The 15,756-nt window shown below is 66.9% G+C and carries 17 protein-coding genes and 1 riboswitch; of the genes, 5 read left to right on the forward strand and 12 right to left on the reverse strand.

The genetic code is table 11. The features are described 5' to 3' along the window. Positions 1-89: 89 nt before the first annotated feature. From ACVWZ7_RS13085 to ACVWZ7_RS13110, 6 genes are all read right to left on the reverse strand, one after another. Entirely contained in the window at positions 90-731 is a 642-nt protein-coding gene (locus ACVWZ7_RS13085) for an MBL fold metallo-hydrolase (protein ID WP_456508087.1), read from the reverse strand. A gap of 20 nt (positions 732-751) precedes the next feature. After that, positions 752-1,774, reverse strand: coding sequence for an aldo/keto reductase (locus ACVWZ7_RS13090; RefSeq protein ID WP_456508088.1), 1,023 nt, complete (start codon positions 1,772-1,774; stop codon positions 752-754). Between the two features lie 142 nt (positions 1,775-1,916). After that, positions 1,917-2,324, reverse strand: a complete 408-nt coding sequence (locus ACVWZ7_RS13095) for a DMT family transporter (RefSeq protein WP_456509110.1) — start codon at positions 2,322-2,324, stop codon at positions 1,917-1,919. 2 nt (positions 2,325-2,326) lie between these two features. Next, positions 2,327-2,650 carry a DMT family transporter gene (locus ACVWZ7_RS13100; protein ID WP_456508089.1) on the reverse strand — a complete coding sequence of 108 codons (324 nt, stop codon included), beginning with the start codon at positions 2,648-2,650 and terminating at the stop codon, positions 2,327-2,329. A gap of 9 nt (positions 2,651-2,659) precedes the next feature. Beyond that, a riboswitch (guanidine-III (ykkC-III) riboswitch) is annotated at positions 2,660-2,728 on the reverse strand. 74 nt (positions 2,729-2,802) lie between these two features. Further along, entirely contained in the window at positions 2,803-3,567 is a 765-nt protein-coding gene (locus tag ACVWZ7_RS13105) for a cache domain-containing protein (RefSeq protein ID WP_456508090.1), read from the reverse strand. Positions 3,568-3,627: 60 nt separating this feature from the next. Further along, positions 3,628-4,368, reverse strand: a complete 741-nt coding sequence (locus ACVWZ7_RS13110; RefSeq protein WP_116767232.1) for a FadR/GntR family transcriptional regulator — start codon at positions 4,366-4,368, stop codon at positions 3,628-3,630. 283 nt (positions 4,369-4,651) lie between these two features. Here ACVWZ7_RS13110 and ACVWZ7_RS13115 point away from each other — a divergent pair, with 283 nt between their 5' ends. The 4 genes from ACVWZ7_RS13115 to ACVWZ7_RS13130 all read left to right on the forward strand — a co-directional run bounded on the left by ACVWZ7_RS13115 (position 4,652) and on the right by ACVWZ7_RS13130 (position 8,864). Next, positions 4,652-5,725 carry an ABC transporter ATP-binding protein gene (locus tag ACVWZ7_RS13115; RefSeq protein WP_456508091.1) on the forward strand — a complete coding sequence of 358 codons (1,074 nt, stop codon included), beginning with the start codon at positions 4,652-4,654 and terminating at the stop codon, positions 5,723-5,725. A 115-nt stretch (positions 5,726-5,840) separates the two neighbouring features. Further along, positions 5,841-7,028 carry an ABC transporter substrate-binding protein gene (locus ACVWZ7_RS13120; protein ID WP_456508092.1) on the forward strand — a complete coding sequence of 396 codons (1,188 nt, stop codon included), beginning with the start codon at positions 5,841-5,843 and terminating at the stop codon, positions 7,026-7,028. Positions 7,029-7,099: 71 nt separating this feature from the next. Further along, positions 7,100-8,029 (forward strand): ABC transporter permease, encoded by a 930-nt coding sequence (locus tag ACVWZ7_RS13125; protein ID WP_456508093.1) that lies wholly within the window; start codon positions 7,100-7,102, stop codon positions 8,027-8,029. A 13-nt stretch (positions 8,030-8,042) separates the two neighbouring features. Continuing rightward, complete coding sequence (locus tag ACVWZ7_RS13130; protein ID WP_344365930.1) at positions 8,043-8,864, forward strand: ABC transporter permease; 822 nt, start codon at positions 8,043-8,045, stop codon at positions 8,862-8,864. A gap of 17 nt (positions 8,865-8,881) precedes the next feature. Here ACVWZ7_RS13130 and ACVWZ7_RS13135 read toward each other — a convergent pair whose 3' ends face one another. Next, positions 8,882-9,520 carry a HutD/Ves family protein gene (locus ACVWZ7_RS13135; RefSeq protein ID WP_456508094.1) on the reverse strand — a complete coding sequence of 213 codons (639 nt, stop codon included), beginning with the start codon at positions 9,518-9,520 and terminating at the stop codon, positions 8,882-8,884. A gap of 116 nt (positions 9,521-9,636) precedes the next feature. Between ACVWZ7_RS13135 and ACVWZ7_RS13140 the strand changes: the two genes are divergently transcribed. Continuing rightward, complete coding sequence (locus ACVWZ7_RS13140; protein ID WP_456508095.1) at positions 9,637-10,239, forward strand: phosphoribosylanthranilate isomerase; 603 nt, start codon at positions 9,637-9,639, stop codon at positions 10,237-10,239. Between the two features lie 183 nt (positions 10,240-10,422). On the opposite strand, the gene ACVWZ7_RS13145 is transcribed toward ACVWZ7_RS13140, so the two are convergent. The 5 genes from ACVWZ7_RS13145 to ACVWZ7_RS13165 form a co-directional block, all read right to left on the reverse strand. Further along, a complete protein-coding gene (locus ACVWZ7_RS13145) occupies positions 10,423-10,890 on the reverse strand; it encodes a hypothetical protein (RefSeq protein WP_456508096.1) in 468 nt (155 codons plus the stop codon). A 335-nt stretch (positions 10,891-11,225) separates the two neighbouring features. Further along, positions 11,226-11,405 (reverse strand): hypothetical protein, encoded by a 180-nt coding sequence (locus tag ACVWZ7_RS13150; RefSeq protein WP_091252766.1) that lies wholly within the window; start codon positions 11,403-11,405, stop codon positions 11,226-11,228. Beyond that, positions 11,402-11,779 carry a hypothetical protein gene (locus ACVWZ7_RS13155; RefSeq protein WP_344365918.1) on the reverse strand — a complete coding sequence of 126 codons (378 nt, stop codon included), beginning with the start codon at positions 11,777-11,779 and terminating at the stop codon, positions 11,402-11,404. Before ACVWZ7_RS13155 ends, ACVWZ7_RS13150 begins: the two co-directional genes overlap by 4 nt. Further along, positions 11,769-13,637 (reverse strand): hypothetical protein, encoded by a 1,869-nt coding sequence (locus tag ACVWZ7_RS13160; RefSeq protein WP_344365916.1) that lies wholly within the window; start codon positions 13,635-13,637, stop codon positions 11,769-11,771. The genes ACVWZ7_RS13155 and ACVWZ7_RS13160 overlap by 11 nt, the downstream gene beginning before the upstream one ends. A gap of 23 nt (positions 13,638-13,660) precedes the next feature. Beyond that, the gene (locus ACVWZ7_RS13165) at positions 13,661-15,754 is read right to left on the reverse strand and encodes a glycosyltransferase (RefSeq protein ID WP_344365914.1); all 2,094 of its coding nucleotides are present in this window, start codon (positions 15,752-15,754) and stop codon (positions 13,661-13,663) included. Between the last annotated feature and the right edge of the window lie 2 nt (positions 15,755-15,756).

Here is a 15,756-nt window from a genome sequence, read left to right on the forward strand (position 1 = left end):
AGCTGGCGATACGCAAAATGCCGGTCGCTACGGGTATTCCCGCAGCGACCGGCATTATGCGCAGCGCAACTCACGAAGCCTAGCGCCAGCTACCAGCCGCGGGCGCGCCACTCTTCCAGGTGCGGGCGTTCCGCACCCAGTGTGGTCGGCTTCCCGTGGCCCGGGTGCACCACGGTGTCATCCGGATACACGTCGAACAGCCGCTCACTCACATCGGTGATCAGCTGGGTAAACCGCTCCGGATCCTTCTGGGTGTTGCCCACGCCGCCGGGAAACAGCGAGTCTCCAGAGAAAATATGAGCTGGGCCGTCCGGGTCCTGGTAGACCAGGGCCACCGAGCCTGGCGTATGACCCCGCAGATGGACCGCGGTCACGTCGAAGTTGCCGACGTCGCCGTGGTCCAGCAGCACATCGACCTTCACCGGCAGTTCGGGGGCGTCCTCCGTCCCGGCCGCCGTCTTCGCCCCGGTTGCTTCCGCCAGTCCCGGCAGGGCACGGACGTGGTCCCAGTGCTGGTGGGTGGTGGCAATCAGCTCCAGCTTCGGCGTCGCGGATGTATCCGCGGCGGCGTCCGCGAGCAACCCCTGGATGGCGGCCAGATCATCGGCCGCATCGATCAGGAGTTGCGCGCCGGACGCCTTGGCCGTGAGCAGATACACGTTGTTGTCCATCTCGCTGACCGAAATCCGGCGGATGGTGATGTCACGTAGCGAGTGAATGAGTGAGTCCATGGGCTTCAGTCTAGGACGCGCTATTCCCGGCCCTGGGACACCCAGTTGGGGTCTGCGGAACGGGAACCGACGACGGCGTCCGCGGCGGCGTCCAGCGTCTCCAGTTGCGCTGGCGTCAGGTCCAGCGACAAGGCGCCGAGGTTCTCGTCGATCCGGTCCGCCTTGCGCGTGCCGGGGATGGGGACCACCGGAAGCCCGAGCTTTCGGCCCTGGGCCAGGAGCCAGGCCAGCGCCACCTGGGCCGGCGTTGCCGGTTTCCCGGACACGGAGAGCTCAGCGGCGACGGCCCGTACTGCGTCCACCACGTCCTGGTTTGCCGCGGCAGCGTCCTGGGCGAAGCGGGGGATGTTGCGGCGGAAGTCGTTGCTGCCCAGCGTCGAGGCGTCCAGGGTGCCGGTGAGGAATCCCCGGCCCAGCGGCGAGTAGGGCACGAAGCCCACCCCGAGCCCGGCCGCGGCAGGAACAACGTTGCGTTCCACATCGCGGCTCCAGATGGACCACTCGCTCTGGACAGCGGCGATCGGGTGGACGCTGCTGGCTTCACGCAGCTCCTCGGCCGTCACTTCGGACAGGCCCAGATGCCGCACCTTGCCGGCCTGCACAAGCTCCGCCATGGCCTCCACGGTTTCCACAATCGGAACGCGGAGGTCACGGCGGTGCATGTAGTACAGGTCGATGGTGTCGGTACCGAGCCGCTGCAGGCTGCGATCCACCGCCTGTTTCACGTAGGCCGCATCGCCGCGAATATCCGTGTAGCCGGCCGACGGGGTCCCGACCAGGCCGAATTTGGTGGCCAGCTGGACGTCGTCCCGCCGCTCCTTGAGCAGCCGCCCGATCAGCTCCTCGTTGCTGCCGCCCCCGTAGATGTCCGCCGTGTCCAGGAACGTGACGCCGGCGTCGAGGGCGTGGTGCAGGGTCTTCAGGGCCTCGGCCGGGTCAACGTCCCCGTAGACAGGGGTCAGGGCCATGCCGCCGAACCCCAGGGGGCTGACCGTGAGGCCGTCGCCGAGCTGGACTTGTGTTGCCGTCATCTGGGTCTCCATTCGCACTGTGAGTGGTTCCGTCCTTGCCAAGAACCCCTGAGTGCGCGCGGCTATTCCGGGCCGTGCCGGAGGATCTTCCCCACCTTTGACGCTTGCGGGGCCAGTCCGACGGCGCGTCCCGGGGGCGCGCCGTCGTCCTGCCTCAAACGTGGGGAGATTCCGCTGGGGACGGTGACAGCTCAGCCTCCGGAGCTGCCGCGTCCCCGGCCGGCAGCAGTTTCAGTCCCGCTGCGCAGCCGACAATCCCGGCGATGAATACCAGCTTGAGCGGACTGGCCGGTTCGACGCCGGTGGCCATCGCCCAGCCGACCGTCAGCGCCGCGCCGATCCCCACCCAGACCGCGTAGGCGGTGCCGAGCGGGATGCGCTTCACGGCCGTGCCGAGCCCCACCATGCTGAGCGTGGCCGTCAGCGCGAACACGAGGGTGGGCAACGGCCGGCTGAGTCCGTCGGACAGTCCCAGGGCCGTGGCCCAGACCGCCTCCAGCACGGCGGAAGCGAGCAGGATCAGCCATGCGGCTGGTGATCCCGGTGTCCTTTTCGTGCCCATCCTCACGCCACCAGCTTCAGGCCGACGACGCTCGCGGCAATCCCGCCGAGCAGCAGGAGGCGGGCCGCCGTCGGGCGTTCAACCTTGGTGATGATGGCGTACGCGGAGGTCAGAACGACGCCTACCCCCACCCAGACGGCGTAGCCGGTGCCGGTCGGGATGGACTGCAGGGCGACGGCGAGGCCGCCGGTGCTGGCGAGGACGGAGACGAGGAAGATGAGGGCCGGGACCAGTCGGCGGCGGCCCTTGGCCTGCGAGGTGCGGTGCAGGGCGGCGGCCCAGACGGCCTCCAGGGCCCCGGAAAGGATGAGTATTAGCCACGACATGACAGCTCCTGTGGCCAGTCTTGTCGCGTGCCGGGTACTGAACCGTCGTCCGGAGGCCCGGAAAAAGGGGGCCTTGGAATCCAAGTTTAGCAACTTCGGCGTCACGGCCCGGCGTCGGAGCCCGCGGATGAGCCCGGCGTCACAGTCCGTTGTCACAGTCCGGTGGCGTCGCTCCAGACCGTGAACGTGCGCCCCACAGGGTAGTGCCTGCACGGCTCGTCCGGCGCGGTGAGGTCTCCGGCGTCGATGTCGGACGCCGCTGAGGCCACGGCCCGGCCGTCGGCGTTGACCAGGGTGGCCCGGTCTCCGATGCGACGCAGGGCCGGCATGGCCCCGCGTTCAAGGCGCTGAACCGTGACGTCAATGCCCACGATTCCTGCGACCGGCCCGTCCGGATGGGTGAACACTGGGTGCGTGAAGGTCAGGACGTACTCGTCGCTGCACAGGAAATCCACGTAGGGCCCGGTGACATGAGCCTGGCCTGTTTCCACCGGGATCCGGAACCATTCAGCCTTGACGTAGCGGCTGATGGAGTTGGGGCTGAAGTTCGCCAGGGCGTCCACGGGTTCCAGGTCCGGGCCCTGCCACCACGCGATGTAGCTGCGCTCCGGGCCGAGCAGCCCGGCGTTGGCAATGAACCCCGCGCCCGCCGCGTAGCCGTCGGGCAGTTGCACCAGGTCCTCGACCACCGGCCGGATGAGTTTGTCCACGGCGGTGCCCGTAACCTTGCCGGACATGGCGGCCAGGGCTGCCCCGGCATCGGCGGCCCACGCCGCAAGCCGGTGCTCGATGCCGGCGATGGTGGAATCGAGCTCGGCGACGGCCCGCTCGGCGGACGCCTGGGCCGGCCCGGCCCCGGCTGGCGCGGCGGAGGGACCTGCTGCGGAGGGACCTGCGGTGGAGGTGGTGTCGGACATGGTTGCTGCCTTAGCTCGAGGGTGCCGGTGCGGTTAGGGAAAGCGCTCAGTGGGGTGCAGTCAATAGCGTTTGGCCTGCTCGGTCAGCAGCCAGTCGGTGGTGGCGGCAATGAGGGCCTTGACCCCGGTTTCGGCAGCCGCCGGCTGGTGGGCTTCGATGGCTGCCGCGACGTCCTCGAGGATCAAAGTGGTCCGCCCGCGGTAGCCGGAGTCCGCGCAGGGCAGCAGCGTGAGGGTGCCGAGATCGGCCTGCAGCCGGATCAGCTCGCGGGCCAGCCGCGCGGAGCGGGCAATCGCCGCGACTTCCAACAGGAACTCGGACAGCGCCAGGCGCCAGCTCAGGGAGTCGTCGTCTGCCGCCGGGATGAACGAGCGCAGCGTGGCGACGTCGGCGGCGTCGGAACGCCGGGCCGCGACACCTGCGCAGGCCGCCGCGATCGCCTGGTAGTGCAGTGCCAGGTCTCTGATCTGCAGCCGGCTCACCTCGTGCAGTTGGGCCAGGGCCCGTTCCCGGGAGGGCAGCACGTTGTCGGCGATGAAGCTCCCGCCGCTGCGGCCGCGCGCGGTCCGGATGATTCCCGAGGCCCGCAGCTGGGACAGCGCTTCCCGTGCCGTCACGGCGGACACCCCCAGGGCCGCGGCAAGTTCGGTTTCGTTCGGGAGCCGTTGGCCGCTGGTCAGCAGCCCTGTCTCCACCGCCTGTTCGATCCGGGCGCACACTTCGTCCACGAGCCCGCGGGATTTGATCGGCGTGAACACGGCCGCCAAGCTCCGGGAGGCGCCCTTCGGCGACAACAACATCAGGGCCTCCCTTCCCTCCGGCGGTCCGCGGCCGCCCCCGGCCGGGGCATCCGTGCAGGAACCGAACGCAGCGTCCAAGTGCAGCGTCCGAGACCGTCTTCCGGGAGCGGTGCCGCCGTGCGCCGTCCGGGCTGATGTCATCCTAATCCGGGCTTTGCCGGAGGGTCTATACATAAAACCTATGAAGTAATAGCATTTTGGCCAGCAGCCCAGTGTGGACTGGATCACATGCCGCTGCGTGGCTTTCCCGTGGACGATCCGGCAACGAAGTAAGGCGCACCATATGACCGAAACACTGGCCGCTGGCACCTCCACCGCAACCGACGAGGTTCCGGCGATCCGGCTGCGCAAGCTCACCAAGGTTTTCGGGGATACCGTCGCGGTCAATGCCGTGGACCTGGACATCCGCCACGGGGAGTTCTTCTCCATGCTCGGCCCGTCCGGCTCCGGCAAGACCACGGTGCTGCGGCTGATCGCCGGCTTCGAACTGCCGACCTCCGGCACCATTGAACTCGAGGGCAAGGATGTCACGGCGAAGGCGCCCTTCCAGCGGGACGTCAACACCGTCTTTCAGGACTATGCCCTGTTCCCGCATATGTCCCTCGTGGACAACGTCGCCTACGGGCTGCGGGTGCGCGGCATGCCCGGGAACCAGCGCCGGGAGCGGGCCCGGGAGGCCCTGGATCGCGTCCAGCTGGGGAAGTTCGTCGGCCGCAAACCCGCCCAGCTCTCCGGCGGCCAGCGACAGCGCGTTGCCCTGGCCCGGGCGCTTGTTGTCGAGCCGAAGGTCCTCCTGCTGGACGAGCCGCTCGGTGCCCTGGACCTGAAGCTGCGGCAGCAGATGCAGGTCGAACTCAAGGAATTGCAGCGCTCGCTGGGCATCACCTTCATCTTCGTCACCCACGACCAGGAGGAGGCCCTGACGATGAGCGACAGGATCGGGGTGTTCAACAACGGCAGCATCGAACAGATCGGTACGGCACACGAAATCTATGAGCGCCCCGGCGACATTTTCGTGGCTAATTTCGTCGGCACCTCCAATATTTTCGACGCCGGCCAGGCCCAGTCCGTCTACGGCCGGGCCGAGCCGCTGTGCATCCGGCCCGAGCGGCTGCGCGTCGCCTGGGCCGGGGAACCGGAGCGCCGGGCCGGCGTCACGTCCCGGTCCGGATCGGTGACGTCGTTCGTGTACGTCGGGCACGCCACTCAGGTGCGCGTGCAGCTCGACGGCGGCCCCGCCGTCGTCGCGCTCGTCCCGGAAAAGCTTCCCGGCAGCGACGCCGAGCTGGTGAACCGGCCCGTCACCGTCAGCTGGGACGACGACGCCGTCGTCTGGCTGCCGGCGCACGGCTCCTGACACCGGGCCGCGCCGGGCAGACACCCGGCCGTCCGCGCGGCGTTTCCACCCCGCGGATTTTCAGTCCCAGCGATTTACCCCTACATCGATTCACCCCCATCGAAAGGTAAGGATCATGGCACCAAGAACTAAGGCCTCCCTCGTGGTCGGGGTGGTAGCGGCGGCAGCGCTCGCGCTGTCCGGCTGCGGAACCAGCGGCGGATCGGGTTCCTCCCCGTCGGCACAGCCGACCAAGACCGAGATCGGCACCGGTGAAGGCCAGCTGTCCATCCTCGGATGGCCCGGGTACGTCGAGGACGGCAGCAACGACCCGGCGGTGGACTGGGTGCATCCGTTCGAACAAGAGACCCAGTGCAAGGTCAGCTTCAAGCCCTTCGGAACCTCGGACGAGGCCGTGACGCTCATGCGTACCGGGCAGTACGACGTCATCTCGGCCTCCGGCGACGCCTCGCTGCGCCTGGTCGCCGGCCAGGATGTGCAGCCGGTCAACATGAGCCTGCTGAAAAACTACCCGGACATCTATCCGTTCCTGAAGGACAAAGCCTGGAACACCGTCAACGGTGTGAACTACGGAATGCCCCACGGCTGGGGCGCCAACCTGCTGATGTACTCCACGGACAAGGTCACTCCGGCGCCCACCTCCTGGAGCGCGGTGTTTGACGATGCCGCCAAGAACACCGGCAAGGTCACGGCCTACGATTCGCCCATATACATCGCCGATGCCGCCGTCTACCTCATGGCGCATAAGCCGGAGCTGGGCATCAAGAACCCCTACGCCCTCGACAAGGACCAGCTGGCCGCCGCCGTCGATCTGCTCAAGCAGCAGCGCACGCACATCGGCGAGTACTGGAGCGATGTGGTCAAGGAGGTCCAGGCCTTCACATCAGGGAGCACCGTGGTCGGCACCACCTGGCAGGTGGGGGAGAACATCGCGGTCGCAGGCGGCGCCAAGGTTGCGACCCTCCTTCCGTCTGAGGGTGCCACCGGTTGGTCGGACACCTGGATGATCGGGTCCAAGACCAAGAATCCCAACTGCGCCTACAAGTGGCTGGACTACATCGCCAGTCCCAAAGTGAACGCCCAGGTGGCGGAGTACTTTGGTGAATCTCCTGCCAACGCGAAGGCCTGCGAACAGACCAAGGATCCCAAGCATTGCGAGACCTACCACTCCGGTGATGCAGCCTATGCCGAAAAGATCTGGTACTGGACCACTCCGGTCGCCGAATGCCTCGATGGCCGCAAGGACGTCAAGTGCACCGACTATTCGGAATGGACCAAGTCCTGGACGGAAATCAAGGGCTGACTCCGGCAACGGACCGCACCGCATCCGGAAAAGAACAGCCGGCCCCGACGGCCGGCAGAAACTAAGGCGAGATGGCACAACAGATGCAACAGCGTCCGCCCGGCGCACCCCGTGACGCCGGGGCTGTACCGCGGGCGAAGGCCCACGCGTTCTCGGCGCTGCTTCACCGCTCACCCCGGCTGAGGCTGGCCGCGCTGCTCACAGCCCCGGCAGGGTGGCTGGTGCTGGTCTACATCGCCGCCCTGGCGGCGCTGCTGATCACCGCGTTCTGGACGGTGGACACCTTTACCGGAGAGGTGTCTACCGTCTGGACCACCGAGAACATCGTCACGGTCCTGACCGATCCGGTGTATCAGCGGATCACCCTGCGGACCTTGTGGATCGCCGTGGCGGTCACCGTGATCGACATGATCCTTGCGTTGCCCATCGCGTTCTTCATCGCCAAGGTGGCCAGCGCCCGCTGGGAGAAACTGCTCGTGGTGGCCGTGCTGATGCCCTTGTGGGCCAGCTACCTCGTCAAGGCCTACGCCTGGCGGAATGTCCTGGCCGAGGGCGGGCTGCTGGAGTGGCTGGGGGCTCCGATCGGCCTGTCGTCTCCGGGCTACGGCGAGACCGCCGTCATCGTGACTTTGTCCTACATCTGGCTGCCGTACATGATCCTGCCGATCTACGCGGGCTTTGACCGGGTGTCCGACTCCCTGCTGGAAGCCTCCGGAGACCTGGGCGCGAAGCCGCTGACCACCATGCGCCTTGTGATGCTTCCGCTGCTGGTGCCCTCCATCATCGCGGGCACGATCTTCACGTTTTCCCTGTCGCTGGGGGATTACATCACCGCGCAGATCGTCGGAGGAACCACCCAGATGCTCGGCACCGTGGTGTACGCGAACGTCGGCGCCGCGAACAACCTCCCGTTTGCCGCCGCGGTGTCGCTGGTTCCGATCGCCATCATCATGTTCTACCTCTTCATCGTCCGCCGCACCGGCGCCCTGAACAACCTGTAGCGCGAGGAGCATCATGAGACTTTCCCGTAGCGCCAAGGTGGTCCTGGGCATCGTTTCCGGGCTGGTGCTGTTGTTCATCTACACCCCGCTGATGCTGGTGGTGGTGAACTCGTTCAACGCGGACCGGACGTTCGGCTGGCCGCCGAAGGGCTTCACCCTGGAGTGGTGGGGCAAGGCTTTTGACTCGCCCGGCGTCAGGGATGCCGTCGTGTCCTCCGTGTGGGTGGCGGTGGTGGCAACCATCATCTCGCTGGTGCTGGGGACCCTGCTGGCGATGTCATTGCAGCGTTACAAATTCTTCGGCCGCGACATCATCAGCCTCCTGGTGATCCTGCCGATTGCGCTGCCCGGTGTGGTCACGGGCATTGCCTTGAACAACATGTTCACCACCATCCTGGGCGTGCCGCTGAGCCTGTGGACGGTGGTGATCGCCCACGCGACGTTCTGCATGGTGACCGTGTTCAACAACGTCATTGCGCGGCTCCGGCGAACGAGCGCCGGCCTGGAGGAAGCCTCCGCCGACCTTGGCGCCGGCGTCTTCACCACGTTCGGCCTGGTGACATTCCCCCAATTGCGTTCGGCCCTGCTGGCCGGCGGTCTGCTGGCCTTCGCGCTGAGCTTCGACGAGATCATCGTCACCACGTTCACGATCGGGGCCGGCGAGACCACGTTGCCGATCTGGATCCTGCAGAACCTCTTCCGCCCGAATCAGGCGCCCGTCGTCAACGTCGTGGCCGTCGTGCTGATCGTGGTCTCGATCGTTCCCATCTGGCTCGCGCAGCGGCTCTCGGGGGACTCGGTAGGCGTCAGCGGGGCCCGCGTGAAAGCGGACTAAGGCTTGTCCCTTCCTCGTTAGACCGTCGCGTCGATGGAGACGACCGCCAGGAAGCCGCGGCCCAGGATTTCCGGCGTCGCGGTATCGGAGCCGACGACGGCGTCATAACGGTTCAGCTCGACGGGCACCGTCTCCGTCCCGGGAGCGCCCGCATCGGGCACGAGGCCGCCCGCGGTCCCGGGGCTGACGGTCGCCTGGCCCTGCAGGAGGATCCCGAACTGGCCGGCGAACACCGGATGGGCGCGCTTCTTGGACAGCTCGATGATGGAGGTGTAGCCCTTGAAAGCGCCGTTGCGGGTGATGACGTTCAAATCCCGGATGTCGCCGGTGGGCAGTGCCCCGGCAGAATCCGCGTCGCCAGAGAACCGGAACGGGCGGTACTTCTCGAGCGGGTGCTCGGCACCATCCACGCTCAGGAGCAACAATTCGCCGTCAATGACGGTCAGCACGCGGTCCATCCCGGCGAAGGCCGAGAATGCCCCGGCTTTGGAGACCTCGGCAATGCTGACCCGCCAGTCCCATCCGCTGTCATCCGCTGTGTTTTGCAGGGCGGTTCGCGCGGACGCGGTCCGGGGCTGGCGTGCCAGTTCGCGGGTCACCCCGCCGCCGTTGCGCCAGGGGTGGGCTTTGAGCTCGGCATAACGGATGATCTCCATGGCTCCAGCCTATCGGCCGCCCCGGCCCACTCCGGCTGCGTGCGCTGACGCAAAGTCGGCGCTCGCCGTCCGGTCTTGCTACCGTCAGAGGCAGGAAGCGTGCAAAAGGAGCCCTAATGTTTGTCAAAGTGTGCGGTCTGAGCACCCCGGAGTCGGTCCGCACCGCTACCGAGGCCGGCGCGGACGCGGTCGGCTTCGTCCTGACCCGCAGCCCCCGGGAGGTCACCCCGGATCAGGTCAGGGGCCTGCTCACCCACGTCCCGCCCGGGCTGCCGGCGGTGGGGGTGTTCCGGCACGAACCGGCGGCCGACGCTGTCGCCGCGGCCCGTGAGGCGGGCCTGGCCTGGGTCCAGCTCCACGGCGACCGCTCACCGGCGGACGTCCGGACGGTGCACGACGCCGGGATGAAGCTGATCCGGGCCGTCACCATGGGTGCCGCCCCGGAAGCCTTCGACAACTGGGGCGAGGAGCTGCTCCTGATCGACGCCACCGTCCCCGGCTCCGGCGAGGCCTGGGACTACGGCTCCGTCCGGGCGAAGGCTCTTGGCGGGCGGACATGGCTCCTCGCTGGCGGCCTCGATCCCGCCAACGTGGCCCGGGCGGCGGCGGAGGCCGGTGCCTGGGGCGTCGACGTCTCCTCCGGCGTCGAGTCCGCCCGCGGCGTCAAGGATCTGGCCAAGATCAAGGACTTCGTGCGGGCCGCCAAGTCCGCGGAATAAGGCCGGCCCGCCCCGCACACGCAGCATCGGGCACACAACACAGGCATGCACAACACGGGGCACGCACCACAGCGCACATGCGGGAGAGTGGCAGCCGGGGAGGGTTCCCTGTCTGCCACTCTCCTGGCGGGCTGGCATCAAGCGATGCTCCCGCCGCCTCACCTGTCCGCGTAGGGTCAGTTCCTATGAGCGTTTGATGATGACGTCGTCGATGTACTCGTCGCCCTTCTGCCGGTAGTGCTCGGCGCCCAGCTGAACCTTGCTCAAGCTGCTGCCCAGCATCTTGACGCTCGTGCTGCTGTACCTCTGCACGCCGTCGAACCACACCTGGATGGTTGACGTGCTGCCATTGGCGGTCACCCGCATGCTGACGTGGTGCCAGGCGCTCAAAGTGATGCTCGAGGAAATCAGCTTCGTGTAGACAAAGGTGCCGTCCGGTGCGGTCACGCGCAGCCACAGCTGCCCGTTGCTGTTGTACCGGTAGATGTCCGCAACCCGCGTGGAGCCGGAGAAGAACCGGAAGTACGGAACGTCGTTGCCGGACACGCCGGCAACGGTGATCTTAAACCAGCCGTCTGCGTAGGAGGTCTTCGTCCCGGAGGGAAATGCCGGGGCGGACAAATTTGCCAGCGAACCGGAGTCCGTGGTCACGTGAAGCTTGGCTGAATGAGTGCCGGAATGTGACAGCGAACTGGAAATAGTTGCCGTGCCTGTTCCAGAGACTTGGGGCACGAGCCCGCACCAGCCGCCCGCCTCAAAACTTGTGGCGAGTACAAGGGTGCCGGGGTACGAGTTTGTCGGGGCGGGACTGCAGGTTGCGGCGGTAGCCGCCTGGGCGGAACCGAAAACAAGGGAACCGGCTACGAGCAATCCGAGCGTCCCCACCGTGCTGAGTGCTTTGAGTTTTCTCATTGACGATACTTTCCGTGCTTGGTTCGACTTGTTTGGGTGGGCTTGTGCCTCTGCACCGAGCGGTCCGGCTTCGTTCACGCGAGCTGTGCCAACTGGACCAGCTCCACTACGGCCGAGATGCCGACTACGGCCAGCAAGGCTGCAGTGATGATCTTTACGGCCCTCGGCAGCGCCTGGTCCGGCTTCAATACGCGCAGTACATCGCAGCTCACGAGTGCCGCCACTGTGGCCAGTCCGATCACGACGATGATCATTTTGCACGCACCAGGACGCGCTTTGGCCTCTTGAGCTCGATGCCCAGGAAGGCGAGGGTCAGGATCGACAGGATGCAGACTCCTGCCGGAGGTGACCAGAGCCGTGCATAGATCATCGCCGTCGCCACGAGGGTGGACATCGTGAGGCTGAAGGCAATTGCGATGGCGATGCTGAGGGGAAGCGCGCCAGTAGCCTGGGCTGAGCGCGGGGGGTCGAAGCGGAGCAGCAGCACCAGCGCTGTCCCGGGACCGGCCAGCATCAACAGGCCAATCACCGCCAGGCGCAGCCCCTCGGGGCCGACGAACGAGAGCGGTATGGCGGCCACGGCGACGGCTGCCGTCGCGTAGCTCACGTAGCTGCGTTCACTTGGCATTGCTAACTCCTTCGATGTGAAAAATCACGCCGCCGGCGTTCTCGTAAACCTTCGTCCAGCCCGGAGTGGTGGCGCAGGTGGCGACAAAACGTTGAAGATCGCCCGCGGGAGTGGAGCCGCGAAGATCGGCGGCCTCCTGCTGGCTTTCGGTCACGATGAGGTACGCGCCCGCTTTGCGGGCGATTTGGCTTGCCGCGTCGCAGGTAAGCGGCGCCGCGTTGGGGACGGGCTCGGCAGCAACGAGCGCCCGGTAGTCATAATCCGCGTAGTGCTGGAATCTCCACGGGGTGTTGCGAACTGCCTCGATGAGGATGGAGCCGGTGGGCGCCATCGAATAGAGGCGGTTCACTACAGCGATTTCATCGTTATTGAAGCTCTCCATGCTGTCATTTCCGTAGCGGGAAACGACTGTGGATGTTGCCAGCACTGCGCCCATGAGCAGCAGACCGATGGCTCGCCGCATGCCCAGCCCGGCGGACTTGTCCGACATCAGCGGCAGCACCACCAGGCACACGGCAAACGGCAGGCTGAACAGATACAGGCGCAGGAGCAATTCGCCGCCATACGGCTGGAGAGGAATCAACACCAGCGGCGCAAGGGCCCCGGCCGCTGCCGTCAGCCACGGCGCCTTCCGCCGGTAGCCCACAAAGGCCCCGACAGCGGCAAGAATCCAGACCAGCGCAACCTCGGCCATGCGCGTATACACGACGAACACGTGGGCATCACTGCCTGAGACCCTGGTACTCAGCGCACCGAAGCTGTTCGCACCGATGTCACCGAGCGAGCCGAACAGTTGGCCGAAGTGCCCCTGCAGGAAGGCTGACGCCGCAAAGAGCAGCCAGCCGACCGGTAGGACCACGGCAAGAACCGGCAGGAAGCGCAACCGGAGACGGCCGGTCAGGAGCATTGCGGCCAGGATGGGGATCACGGCAAAGGGGGTGAGCTGATGTGAAGCCGTCATGGCGAGCAGGATCAGCCCGCAGACCACAACGAGCACTGCCGTGTCCGTCCGGGGCGGTTCCATGATGCCCTGCCGGGGGACCGCGCCGTCCAGCTTGCTGACATTGCGGGAAAGCCATCGCGAGAGCCGGGTGCGTTCCGTGGGCCACGCCCACCCGCCAAAGACGCTCAGCAGGCAGGCAATCAGGGTGAGCAGGAGGAAGAACGAATAGGCCTGTGGCGACAGATAGTCTTGTCCAATCCAGCTGGCCAGGTAGAAGATCCAGACGGCCGCCCACGCCTGGCGCGGATTTGCCGTCAACCGCCGGGCCAGGGCCAGCAACGGTGCCAGCATGAGGATGTTGATCCCCACCGGCGCCCACGTTGCGATACCCATAAGGTCCTTGGCTCCCGACGCTCCGGAGAGCATTCCCAGAAGGTTGAAGAATCCGGGCCAGTTGAAGTACGCGTCCAGGCTGGGATCCAGCTGACCCGTTTGGGCAATGTTGTCGGCAATGCCTAGATGGCGGAAGCTCGCCTCAAGCCGGGGCAAGCCGTGGATGACGGGATCGGCACCATTCAGGACTACCGCCGTGACCAGAAGTTGCCAGGTCAAGAGCGCCGGAACGAGGCGGCGGAGGCTCAGCGAGGCGACGAATCCGACCAGGCTGAGTGCGAGTGCGACAAAATAGGCTGGCGGGAGGACGTCGATGAGTCCGGCCCCGCCGATCCTCAGGGGGTCGACCTGCGTCATGCTCCAGACGCCGAGGACGAGGGCGACCGCGGCCACCGCAGCCAGAGCGCCGACATGCCACGTCGGAGTCAGGCCGAGGTTACGGTGGGTGGGCGGTTTGGCACCGCCGTCCCGGAGTCGCGCATCATGCCGGTGGGGGGTGCGCACAGGGGGGCTTGCTGCCATTTCGTGTGTCATGATTTCTCGATTCAGGTCGGCTGGTGGCGCGCCGCTGAAGGAATCTCGCCTGCGGTGGCGGCGGGCTTCACTCGGGTCAGGGTGACCAGACGCCGAGCAGCGATCACTGACGCTGTCGCCTGGGCGACGGCCCAGAGCACGGAGACGCCGGTGAGGCCGTAGTTGACGGCCACGGCCGCGGCGGGAGCCACGACCAGGACGGCGGCCAGAGTGGCGACCACTGTGGCTTCGAAGAGTCGCCCTTGGGCCCGGCAGAGCCCGTAGTAGACCTGCGTAACGCAGCTCAGGAGAAGTGCCGGAACGAGTACGGGAAGAAGGACCCACGCGGACGCATACTGCGGTCCGAGGAAGCTCAGGAGCAGGGGCCCGGCAACAACCAGGATCAAGCCGGCTACGAGAGTCAAGACCAGGCTGGCCCGGAGCGCTGAGGCGACGAGGCCCGGCCGCGCCCGCGTTCCCGCGAGGGCCGTCTGCAGGGTGAAGCCGGCTGACTGCGGGACGAAGAACACGGCGGAGGCCATCATCCACACTATGTACCAGGCCGCAGTGGAGGAGGGGCCAAGGGTGGATGCGACGATGAGCGGAAGCACGTAGCCGGGCGCCCGGTCGGCGAGCATGAGGGCGTGGTTGGGAAGCCCCGGTTTCAGGAGTTTCAGGGCCGGTCCGGCCCGGAGACCATGCCTCCAGTCCGGGGATACCTTGGCACGGGCAAGCTGGCGAAACCCCACGAGGACGCTGGCCAGCGCACCGGCCGCAACGGCGCCGACAACGACGGACAGGTCCCGGATTCCGACGGCGAACCCGGCCGCCAGGAAGGCCAGCTGCACAAGGCTCTGCACCAGGCTTCGGACCAGGGTTCGGTCGGCGCGTTGCTGGGCCACGCCCACATGATCCAGCTGGTACGCGCTGGCGGCCAGGAGCGCCGTGGCCAGGAACAGGACCGTGACCACGGGATCGTTCCAGGCCTCGCCCACGCCCGAGCCGAGCCACCGCGTGACCACGACCAGCAGGCCCGCGCCAAACAGGGAAGACGTAGCGACGGTGAGCAGGCTTGTGGCGACGAGGCGCCGGCCGCCGTCAGCTTCCGTCGGCAGCAGGGTCAGCGTGGCGGGGCCGACGCCGAGCATCCCCAGCTGAACGGTGAGGAGGGCGGCGGACACCACCGCGGATCCCAGACCTATTTGCTCCGGGGGAAGGACGAGGGCCGCCAGCGCCCAGAACAAAAAACCCGTGACCATCGGCGCAATCCGCGCGGCGGCAAGCCAGGCCGCGTTCCCTCCAACCGAGATGGGCTTATGGGCCGGGCGCAGGATCTCCCCAAACATGGCTCGGTAGTTGTAGAGGAGGAACCCCATCCAGTACGGCAGGAAGCGGGGAGCCTTGAAGAGGGACAGGCCCACGCCGCGCACTGTGGCCAGCAGGGGCAGCATCGCCATCCAGCCGGCACGGCCCGGATGCTTTCGGACGGTTCGGGCCATCCCGGCCCCGTCCTGGAGCCACTGGTCGCGGGCGTAGTCAAACGTGTCATCGAACCGGTGCCTGACCACGACGGAATCGGAAACGCCAAGCCGGTACCCTGCCTGCTCCAGGCGGATCCTGAGCTCCACATCTTCCCCGGAACGGAATTCGTCGTCGAACCCGACCGAAAGCAGCACGTCCCGGCGCATCAGTGTGGCGCTCACGCCGAACCAGCTGCGCACCCGGCTGTGGTTGTGGTGCCAGGCCAGCGCCGCCCCCCAATACCCGGGGCCGTCGGCTTCGCTGGCCAGACCGAACTGCAGGCCGTCGTAGCCGCCGGACTCGAATTCGTCGAGCAGCCGGCGCAGGCTGTCCGGCGGCAGGACGACGTCGGCGTCGATCAGGGCGACTACCTCACCAGTGGCGGTTCGGGCTCCGAGCATGCGCGCGGCCGGCAGGCCGCGACCTTCGTCGGAGATGACGGTTGCCCCGCACTCGCGGGCGATTGCGGCGGTGTCATCCGTCGAACAGCCGTCGACGACGATCATCTCGTGCGGATGTTGGCTGCGGATTGACTCGAGGCACTCGCGCAGCCAGGCTGCGGCATTGCGCGCCGGAACCACGACCGACACCTTCAGATCGCTCACCT

This window comes from Arthrobacter sp. TE12232 (assembly GCF_054062615.1).